This is a genomic window from Geodermatophilus sp. SYSU D01176 (assembly GCF_054050015.1).
Genome location: NZ_JBJGYN010000091.1, coordinates 1 through 9,183 on the forward strand (window position 1 = coordinate 1; position 9,183 = coordinate 9,183).

A 9,183-nucleotide genomic window follows, 5' to 3' on the forward strand; every position below is an offset into this window, starting at 1 on the left:
TGCGTCTCGAGGACTGGCCGGTCATGCCCCGCTCGCACGTCGGGTTCTCGATCCAGCCGTTCGGCTTCTTCGACCGCAACCCGGTCCTCGACCTCCCCCGGTCGGCCGGCAACGGCCACTGCCACGCGGAGGAGGGGCGATGAGCTGGGACCTGCCGAGCCCCGACGCCCGCCCGCCGGACCCCTTCGCACCGGGGTCGGGTGAGTCCTTCGGCAGCCGCGGCTCCTTCTGCGGCGTCCCGCACCGCCGTCACGACGAGGCCCGACCAGGCGAGGTCGTGGTGCTCGGTGCGCCGTTCGACTGGGGCGCCAGCTACCGGCCGGGCGCCCGCTTCGGCCCTCGTGCGATCCGCGAGGCCGACTACCTGCCCCCTGACGGCAGGCGGCCGCACCTGTCCACGGGCATCGACCCACTGTCCGAGCTGCCCGTCGTCGACGCCGGTGACGTCCCCGTCGTCGGCGGACACATCGAACCCTCGCTGGAGGTCATCGAGAGCTGGGTCCACACGGTGGCCGCGGCCGGTGCGATCCCCATCGTCCTGGGCGGTGACCACAGCATCACCTTCCCCAACGCCACCGGTGTCGCCCGCCACCACGGGTTCGGCAACGTGGCACTGATCCACTTCGACGCACACGCCGACACCGCTCCACACCAGTGGGGGCACCTGTACGGGCACGGCACGCCCATGCGCCGGCTGATCGAGTCCGGAGCGGTCCCCGGGCACCGGTTCGTGCAGATCGGGCTGCGCGGGTACTGGCCACCTCCCGAGGTCGTCGCGTGGATGCGTGAGCACCGGATGCGCACCTTCTTCATGGACGAGATCAACGAGCGCGGTCTGGACCCCGTGGTCGACGAGGCGGTGGACTACGCCCTGACCGACGGGGCGGAGGCGGTGTTCCTGTCGCTGGACATCGACGTGGTCGATCCCGGCATGGCGCCGGGCACCGGGACGCCCGAGCCCGGTGGGATCCTCGCCCGGGAGTTCCTGCCCACCGTGCGCCGCCTGGCCCGGGAGCTGAACGTGGTCGGCGCCGACATCGTCGAGGTGGCGCCTCACTACGACCAGCCGATGAACATCACAGCCGCGCTGGCCAACCGGGTCCTGCTCGAGATGACCACGGGGATCGTCGAGCGACGGCGTCTCATGGAGGAGATGCGGGCTCTCGACCTCGGTGAGGTGGGCGGGGGGACGTCCGATGATGGGCGGTGACCGGACGCGGTCGTCGGTGACCCTCGAACCGTGACCCCCGCGAGCGCCGCCCTCCTGTCCGGCAGGCTGTCCCTCGGCCGGTTCGCAGCCGTGGCAGCCGTGTCCACCGTCGTCCACATCCTGCTGCTCGACCCCTCGTCCTTGGGATCGCTGGCGATGGCCGGTCTGGCGGCGACCTGCCTGCCATGCGCCTGGCGCCTGCGGCGGGGTCCGACCGCCTCGGTGTGGAGGATGACCGCGACGGTGGACGCCGGGATGCTCGTACTCCACGCCCAGATGCTCGCGGGCCAGGGGCACGAGGTGGCTGGCTTGACGCACTTCACCGGCAGCTCGTCGGCGGTCTGATGTGGCTGGGTCTCTGCCTGGCCGCTTCCAGCTGGTCGGGGCCGCAGCGGTGGCCCTGCGCCCCTGACCTGCCCCGACCCACCGCAGCCCCGGTGCATCGCCAGCCGGGGTGCGGTGGGGCTCGACCGGTCCGGCGTTTCCCGTGCGGCGAGCGGGACGAGGCGACCCTCACGCGGGTCTGACGAGCGCCCCGGCGCGCAGTCGATCAAGCTGGGTGCCGTGAGCGAAGAGAACAGCGGCTCGGGCTACGTCACCTCCGGGGAGTTCACGCGGGACACGAACTACATCCCCGACCGGATCACCGCCGACGGTTCGAGCGGGTGGCCGGTGGAGGCCGGGCGGTACCGGCTGGTCATCGCGCGGGCCTGCCCGTGGGCCAACCGGGCGGCGATCGTGCGCCGGCTGCTCGGCCTGGAGGACGCGATCTCCATGGGCATGTGCGGGCCGACCCACGACGAGCGGTCCTGGACCTTCGACCTCGACCCCGGCGGCCGCGATCCGGTGCTCGGCTACGAGCGGCTGCAGGAGGCCTTCCTCGCCCGGTTCCCCGACTACGCGAAGGGCATCACCGTGCCGGCGATGGTCGACGTCCCGAGCAGGCAGGTCGTCACCAACGACTTCCTGCAGATGACGCTCGACTTCTCCACCGAGTGGACGCGGTTCCACCGCGACGGCGCGCCCGACCTCTACCCCGAGAAGCTGCGCGACGAGATGGACGAGGTGATGGAGCGGGTCTACACCGAGGTCAACAACGGGGTGTACCGGTGCGGGTTCGCCGGCTCGCAGCGGGCGTACGACGCGGCCTACGAGCGGCTGTGGACGGCGCTGGACTGGCTCGAGGAGCGGCTGTCCGGGCAGCGGTACCTGATGGGCGACACGATCACCGAGGCCGACGTCCGGCTGTTCACCACGCTGGCACGGTTCGACCCCGTCTACCACGGCCACTTCAAGGCCAACCGGCAGAAGCTGACCGAGATGCCGGCGCTGTGGGCCTACGCGCGCGACCTGTTCCAGACCCCGGGTTTCGGCGACACGATCGACTTCCCGCAGATCAAGGAGCACTACTACGTCGTCCACGCCGACATCAACCCGACGCAGGTCATCCCGCAGGGCCCCGACACGTCGACCTGGCTGACCCCGCACGGGCGCGAGGAGCTCGGCGGGTCGCCGTTCGGCGACGGCACGCCGCCCCCGCCTCCTCCCGAGGACGAGCGCGTGCCGGCCGACCACGGCCCCGGTGGCCTCGGCCACCGGTGACCCTTCGCTGATCCACCGGGTCAGCGGCGGCGGCCGAGGGTGATCCGCACGTCCTGGTCGAAGCCGATCCGGCCGTCGGCCTCCCGGCAGCGCTGCAGCCGTCGGTAGGCCTCGGCGCGGACGGCCTCGCGCTCGTCCTCGGGGACCGCCTCCCACATCGCCCGCTGGCCGACCGACCAGGTCCAGGCGTGCCAGTGGTCCTCGTCGTCGAAGCGCACCCGGACGGTCGTGTGCGCCGTCCGCGAGTCGGTGAAGCCGGCCTCGCGCAGCAGCCCCACCACGCCCTCGTCGGTCTCGAACGGACCACCGCGGCCGACCGAGCGCACGTCGCGCATCCCCGGCGGCAGGTACGAGGAGAAGAGGCCGTCCATCTCGCGCCATGACTCGCTGTACCGGCCGAAGGTGGTGACGCCGACCCGCCCGCCGTCCACCAGCAGCCTCCGCCAGGCGCGGAGCGCGGCGATCGGGTCGGGCAGGAAGAACAGCACCAGCGACGAGGCGACGACGTCGTAGGGGCCGCCGCCCGGGTCCTCGGCGTCGGCGACCCGGACCTCGGCGTCGACCCCCGCGGCGCGGACGGCCGCCCGCGCCCGCTCGACCATGCCGGTGGCCAGGTCGACGCCGGTGACCGACCCGGTGGGCCCCACCCGCGCCGCCGCCCGCAGCAGCACCGCGCCGCGGCCGCAGCCGACGTCGAGCACCCGCTCCCCCGGCCGGGGGTCGAGCTCGTCGACCAGCCGCTCGGCGATCGGCCCGAACATCTCGACCCCGACGGCGTCGTAGGTCGGCGCGGCCCGGTCGAAGACCCCGACCACCCGCGCCCGCTGGTCGTCCACGGTGCCCCCTCCGTCGGCGGAACAGGGGGCAGCCTCCCGCCCGGCCGGCCCACCGCACAACGGCTCCGACTCCGGGTCGGGAGTCGTGCGGCCTACTCGCAGCCGACCCCGTCACCGTCGCGGTCGAGGTGCCGGCCGTAGCCGGGGTCGCCGACGCGGACCGGGGCGGCGCCGGCGGCGCGCGCCGCCGAGCAGTTGCCGTAGGACGCGCTGACCGACACCTCCGGCTCGGGCTCGACGACCGACGCGGTGCCGCCGCCCGAGGAGGACGACGACGAGCCGCTGCTCCTGCTGCTGGTCGCCGTCTGCTCGGCGGCCCGCAGGGCGCTCTCCCGCGCGACGAGGTCCTGCTCGCGCTGGTCGAGGGCCGTGGCGCGCTGGCTGATCGCCGCGGTCTGCTGCTCGATCTCCGCCTGCGCCGCCGCGGCCGCCCGCCGGACCTGCTCCTCGGCCGCGGCCACCTCGTCGCTCAGCTCGCTCGCCTCGTCCTGGGCGACCTCGAGGTCGTCCTGGAGGGCGATGTACTGCGGGGTGGCGGCCACGTCGGTCTCCTCGCCGGCCCCGCCGACGCCGGCGCCGAGCAGGAAGGCCAGCAGCGGGATCGCCCACCGCAGCCACCTCCGCCGCGTGCCGGCCGGCGTCCCGGCGGGCGGCTGGACGGGCAACTGCATCGTCCGGGTGGGCGGCGTGCCCGGGCCGGTCGGCATCATCACTGGTCCCCCGATCTGAGGTGTGCAGCGGCACCGTACGTGCGCGCGGGACCCGCGGTGTGCCGGCTGAGCGGAGCTGCGCCGGCTGGTGCGCGTGGTCCGGATGAGCCGAGACCGCGTCGTTCAGGAGGACCGCCTCCGCCCGCCCGTACACCGTCGAGGCCACTACCAGAGCCGGGCGGACGACGTGGTCGACGGTGTGGACGGCCGCTCGCCTGTGGACGGCGGGCCGTGCCGACGGTGGCGGCGACCAGGGTCCCGGGCATGACGACCTCCCCCGCTCGCCCAGGTCCCCGTCCGCTCGGCCGCCGAGCTGACCCGGCGCTGGGCCGACCTGCTCGACCCGCCGGTCTTCACCGCCCGCAGCCTCTGGCTGTCGTGGCTGCACGGGGACGGCACCACGCTGCCGGTGGTCATGCCGGTGGACGACGTGCCGCGCGTGCCGGACCTGCCGACGGTGCGCGGCCTGGTGCACCTGCACGAGGCCGCGACCGAGCACTCCCCCGACCTGGCCCACCTGGCGATGGCGCTGTGCCGCCCCGGGCACACCGCGGTCACCGCGGACGACGACGAGTGGGCCGAGCGGCTGCACGCCGTCCTCGACGAGGCGATCGAGAGCAGCTGGAGCCTGCACCTGGCCGCGGGCGGACGGGTCGTCCCCGTCGTCGAGCCGCCGGCGTGGCGGTGGCCCCCGAGGTGACCGGGCTCGCCGCGGCCGAGGGGCGACCTCTCGTCCAGGCCCGCTCGACGGCGCGGCCCGGCTCGGCGTCGAGCAGGCTGGGGAGGTGGCTGCCGGTCCGCCCCTGTCCCTGCCCAGCACGGGACCGGACCCGATCCCCTGGGACACCGCGCTCGCGGCGGTGCTCGGGTACGCGCGGGGACGGCGGGCGCTGTGGTTCCGCTCCCCGAGCCACCCGGAGGGCCGGTGGGTGCGGGTCCCGGCCTTCGGCTACGAGCGCTTCGACTGCCGCCGGCCGGCCGCCGGGCCGCTGGGCGACGACGACGTCCTGGTCGCCGAGGGGCTGCACGGCCGTCTCGACCCGGCGGGCTGGGCCGCGGTCCGCTCCGCGCTCGACGAGGTCGGCCCGCCGGCCGAACGCGTGGCCGCGCGGGCGGACGGGCGGCCGTTCTGGGAGCTCCCGCCCGGGGAGCTGTCGGTGCTGGAGGAGCCGGGCACGGTAGGCGCCGGTCTGCGGGCGGTCGGCCGGCACGGGCCCGGGTGGCACCGACAGCACGTCTCCGCGGCGCTGCACCACCGGCGTCCGGACCTCGTGCCGCTGCTCAGCCGCACCACCCGGCGCCAGTTGCTGCCCCACGTCGAGGAGGGCGACAGCGGGGTGGAGGCGGTCGTGCACCGGGAGCTGCTGGGCAACGCCGAGGCCTTCGGCGCGCTGGAGACCGCGGTGTCGGTCCTGCTGGCCGCGACCGGGGGCGTCCCGCTGACCCGGCTGCGGCTGCACGACGTCCTGGTCTGGCTCGCCGGCAGCCTCCGACTGGCGCACGCCGTCGCCCTCGGCCGGCAGACGCCGGAGTGGGCGGCCCGGCCGGCCTGACCGGCTCAGACGATGCGGACGCGCAGCCGCCGGAACCCGCGGCCCTTGTTCTCCATCTTGGTCACCTCGACCTGGCCGACCATCGACGTCGAGGCCACGTGCGTGCCGCCGTCGGCCTGGGTGTCGAGGCCGACGATGTCGACGATCCGCACGACCTCGATGTCCGGCGGCAGCAGGTTGGTCGCCGTCCGGATGATGTCGGGGATCGCGAACGCCTCGTCGCGCGGCAGCGTCTTCACCTCGATGCGGCGGTCGGCGGCGATCTCCGCGTTGACCGCCTCGGCGACCCGCTCCTTGAAGTCCGGCGGCACCTCGGCCAGGTCGAAGTCCATCCGCGCGGTCAGCGGCTCCATGTTCCCGCCGGTGACCAGCGCGCCGAAGTCGCGGAACACCACGCCGGTGAGCACGTGCAGGCCGGAGTGGGTGCGCATGAGCTGGGTGCGCCGCTCGTCGTCGAGGGCGCCGCGGACCGCGGTCCCCGGCGGCGGCAGCGGGTCGCCCTCGACGGGGAGGAGGTAGAGCTCGTCGCCCTTCCGGGTGCCGGCGATCCGGGTGCGCACCCCGCCCCACAGCAGCACGCCCTCGTCCGGCGGCTGCCCGCCGCCGCCGGGGTAGAAGGCGCTGCGGTCGAGCACGATGCCCTGCTCCGGATCGGCCGCGACGACCGTCGCGTCCCACTCCCGGACGGTGGCGTCGGCGAGGTCGAGGCGGTGGGTGTGCCCGTGTCGGTCGCTGGCGGTGGTCACCCCGGCATGCTGCCGCTTCCGGGCCGACGGCGACCACCGTCGGCCGCCCGGGGCCGTCCTGCGCCCAGCCGGCTCGACCCGACTCAGGACCGGGGTGCGGGGACGGCGGGCCGGCCGCGCGGTTCGACGAACCGGGTGAGCACCGGGCCGGCGACGGCCAGCACGAGCACGTACCCCGTCGCCACGGGCCCGAGCTCCGGGACCCCCGCGGCGACGGCCAACCCGGCGATGACGACGGAGAACTCGCCGCGGGCCACCAGGGCCGTCCCGGCGCGCAGCCGGCCGGGCACGGCCACCCCGTCCCGCTGGGCGGCGAACCAGCCGGTGGCGACCTTGGTCGCGGCGGTCACCACGGCCAGCAGCAGCACCGCGGGCAGCACGGGCAGCACCGCGCCCGGGTCGGTGGACAGCCCGAAGGCGACGAAGAAGATGGCCGCGAACAGGTCGCGCAACGGGCCCAGGACCGCCCGCGCGCGGTCGGCGACCGACGCGGGCAGCGCCAGCCCGACGAGGAAGGCGCCCACGGCCGCCGACACCCCCGCCGCCTGGGCCAGCCCGGCCACCAGCAGGGTGAGGCCCATCAGGCGCAGCAGCACCTGCTCGTCGTCGTCCGAGGCCAGGATCCGGCCGAGCTGGTGGCCGTGCCGCTGGGCGGCCACCAGCGCCAGCCCGACCGCCCCGGCCGCCAGCGCGATGCCGCCCAGCGCCGTCGTGGGTCCCCCACCGGCCAGCGCGACGGCCAGCAGCGGGAGGAACAGCGCCATCGCCAGGTCCTCCAGGACGAGCACCGAGAGCACCGCGGGGGTCTCCCGGTTGGCCAGCCTGCCCAGGTCGCCGAGCAGCCGGGCGACGATGCCCGACGACGAGATCCAGGTGACCCCGGCGAGAGCGAGCGCCCCCTGCCACGGCAGGCCCAGCAGCAGCCCCGCGACGAAACCGGGTGGGGCGTTGAGCAGCAGGTCCACCAGCCCCGAGGGGCCGTGGTGGCGCAGCGAGGTGAAGAGCTCGCCGGCGGTGAACTCCAGGCCGAGCGCGAGCAGCAGCAGGACGACGCCGACCTCGGCGGCCGCCGCGATGAACGGCTCCGACGTCGTCAGCGGGGCGATGCCGCCCTCCCCCAGCGCCAGCGCGGCCAGGAGGACGAACGGCACCGACGACAGGCCCAGCCGGCGGGCCAGCAGGCCGATGAGGGACAGGCCGCAGAAGAGCAGGCCCAGTTCGACGAGCAGCTGGGCGACGTGGTCCATGGGGGTGCCTACGCGGGCTCGTCCAGGTGCCGCGCCAGGTCCGCCAGCCCCCGCGCCGACCCGATGGCGACGACGACGTCCCCAGGGTGCAGCAGGTCGCCGGGCCCCGGGGACGGGACGACGTCGGCGCCCCGCACGATCGCCACGATGGAGCAGCCGGTGAGGGTGCGTGCCCGGGTGTCACCCAGCGGGCGCCCGGCGAAGCGCGAGCCCTCGCGGATCGGGAAGCGTCCCGACTCCAGCCCCGGGACCTCCCGGGACAGGTCGGCGAAGCGCTGCGTCAGCCGGGGAGCCCCGAGCACGTCCGCGACGGCGTCGACCTCGTCCGGGTCGAGCCGCAGCACGCCGCGCGCCCGGTCGGGGTCGCGACGGTCGTACACCGCGACCTCCGCCGAGCCGTCCCGGCCGACGACGAGGGCGAGGACCTCGCCGGACCTGGTCCGCAGCCGGTACCGGACGCCGACGCCCGGCAGCATGGTCTCCTCGAGGTCCACGTCGGCATCGTGGCAGACCTCGGGCGGTCGCCGTCCGGCGCTCACCCCCGGTGGTCAGCTCCCGGGGTGGGCCGCTCCGGTGCCGGTCCGGACGACCGTGACCGGGCAGGGGGCGTGGCGCACGGCCTGGTCGCTGACCGAGCCGAGCACCAGCTCGGTGAAGCCACCGCGGCCGCGGGCGCCGACCACGAGGAGGTCGGCCCGCACCGCCGACTCGATCAGCCCGCGCACGGCGGTGCCGTGGGTGACGTGGCAGGTCACCGACAGCGCCGGGTCCAGGCCGGCGGCGGCCACGTCGGACTCCAGGTCGGCCAGCACCGCCTTCTCGAAGTCCTCGAACGGGGGGATGTAGCCCGGCGCCCAGCTCGCCGGCCGCGGCGCCGTGGTGATCTTCCAGGCGCGCAGCACGTGCAGCGGGAAGCCGGCGCGGGCGGCCAGGCGGCCGGCCCACTGCAGCGCTTCCTGCGCGCACCGCGACCCGTCGTGCCCGACCAGGACCCCACCGGGGACGTCGGCCACCCGGGTCACGCCCTCGTCGTCGAACTCTCCGTCGATCTGCTCGGTCATGGACGCAACCTATCGTCGTCGCGGCAGCACCTCCCGTGGCCGGAGCCCGGGTCGTCCGTGACCGACGACACACGTCACGGGGGCCGGGGGGCGCGCGTCCCCCCACCCCCTGCCCTGGGGGTGCCGCCCGCCGGGCGGGGCCGCCGCCGAGCCCGCGCGGGGGGGGGTGGGGTGGGCCTTGCTCAGTCCGCCCGGCGCCGGGGCAGCCACCCGTGGCA

The 9,183-nt window shown here is 75.5% G+C and carries 12 protein-coding genes; 6 read left to right on the top strand and 6 right to left on the bottom strand.

All coding sequences use genetic code 11. The features are described from left to right. From ACI78Z_RS24480 to ACI78Z_RS24495, 4 genes are all read left to right on the top strand, one after another. Positions 1 to 143: copper amine oxidase (locus ACI78Z_RS24480; RefSeq protein ID WP_457039152.1), on the top strand; the 143-nt coding region annotated here is incomplete at its 5' end. Next, on the top strand, positions 140 to 1,210 hold the full coding sequence (gene speB / locus ACI78Z_RS24485) for an agmatinase (protein ID WP_457039141.1): 1,071 nt from the start codon (positions 140 to 142) through the stop codon (positions 1,208 to 1,210). The genes ACI78Z_RS24480 and speB, both read left to right, overlap by 4 nt. A 30-nt stretch (positions 1,211 to 1,240) precedes the next feature. Beyond that, the gene (locus ACI78Z_RS24490; protein WP_457039142.1) at positions 1,241 to 1,555 is read left to right on the top strand and encodes a hypothetical protein; all 315 of its coding nucleotides are present in this window, start codon (positions 1,241 to 1,243) and stop codon (positions 1,553 to 1,555) included. Between the two features lie 219 nt (positions 1,556 to 1,774). Next, on the top strand, positions 1,775 to 2,812 hold the full coding sequence (locus tag ACI78Z_RS24495) for a glutathione S-transferase family protein (protein ID WP_457039143.1): 1,038 nt from the start codon (positions 1,775 to 1,777) through the stop codon (positions 2,810 to 2,812). 20 nt (positions 2,813 to 2,832) lie between these two features. Here ACI78Z_RS24495 and ACI78Z_RS24500 read toward each other — a convergent pair whose 3' ends face one another. Together ACI78Z_RS24500 and ACI78Z_RS24505 are read right to left on the bottom strand one after the other, a co-directional pair. Then, positions 2,833 to 3,648, bottom strand: coding sequence for a class I SAM-dependent methyltransferase (locus ACI78Z_RS24500; protein WP_457039144.1), 816 nt, complete (start codon positions 3,646 to 3,648; stop codon positions 2,833 to 2,835). Positions 3,649 to 3,740: 92 nt separating this feature from the next. Continuing rightward, a complete protein-coding gene (locus ACI78Z_RS24505) occupies positions 3,741 to 4,358 on the bottom strand; it encodes an excalibur calcium-binding domain-containing protein (protein WP_457039145.1) in 618 nt (205 codons plus the stop codon). 415 nt (positions 4,359 to 4,773) lie between these two features. Here ACI78Z_RS24505 and ACI78Z_RS24510 point away from each other — a divergent pair, with 415 nt between their 5' ends. Both ACI78Z_RS24510 and ACI78Z_RS24515 read left to right on the top strand, forming a co-directional pair. Further along, positions 4,774 to 5,058, top strand: a complete 285-nt coding sequence (locus ACI78Z_RS24510) for a hypothetical protein (RefSeq protein WP_457039146.1) — start codon at positions 4,774 to 4,776, stop codon at positions 5,056 to 5,058. Between the two features lie 85 nt (positions 5,059 to 5,143). Continuing rightward, a complete protein-coding gene (locus ACI78Z_RS24515) occupies positions 5,144 to 5,911 on the top strand; it encodes a hypothetical protein (RefSeq protein ID WP_457039147.1) in 768 nt (255 codons plus the stop codon). A 5-nt stretch (positions 5,912 to 5,916) separates the two neighbouring features. On the opposite strand, the gene ACI78Z_RS24520 is transcribed toward ACI78Z_RS24515, so the two are convergent. From ACI78Z_RS24520 to ACI78Z_RS24535, 4 genes are all read right to left on the bottom strand, one after another. Next, positions 5,917 to 6,657, bottom strand: a complete 741-nt coding sequence (locus ACI78Z_RS24520) for an alanyl-tRNA editing protein (RefSeq protein WP_457039148.1) — start codon at positions 6,655 to 6,657, stop codon at positions 5,917 to 5,919. Positions 6,658 to 6,740: 83 nt separating this feature from the next. Then, on the bottom strand, positions 6,741 to 7,904 hold the full coding sequence (locus tag ACI78Z_RS24525; protein ID WP_457039149.1) for a cation:proton antiporter: 1,164 nt from the start codon (positions 7,902 to 7,904) through the stop codon (positions 6,741 to 6,743). 8 nt (positions 7,905 to 7,912) lie between these two features. After that, complete coding sequence (locus ACI78Z_RS24530) at positions 7,913 to 8,398, bottom strand: cation:proton antiporter regulatory subunit (RefSeq protein WP_457039150.1); 486 nt, start codon at positions 8,396 to 8,398, stop codon at positions 7,913 to 7,915. Positions 8,399 to 8,452: 54 nt separating this feature from the next. Next, entirely contained in the window at positions 8,453 to 8,965 is a 513-nt protein-coding gene (locus ACI78Z_RS24535) for a universal stress protein (RefSeq protein ID WP_457039151.1), read from the bottom strand. Positions 8,966 to 9,183 lie beyond the last annotated feature (218 nt).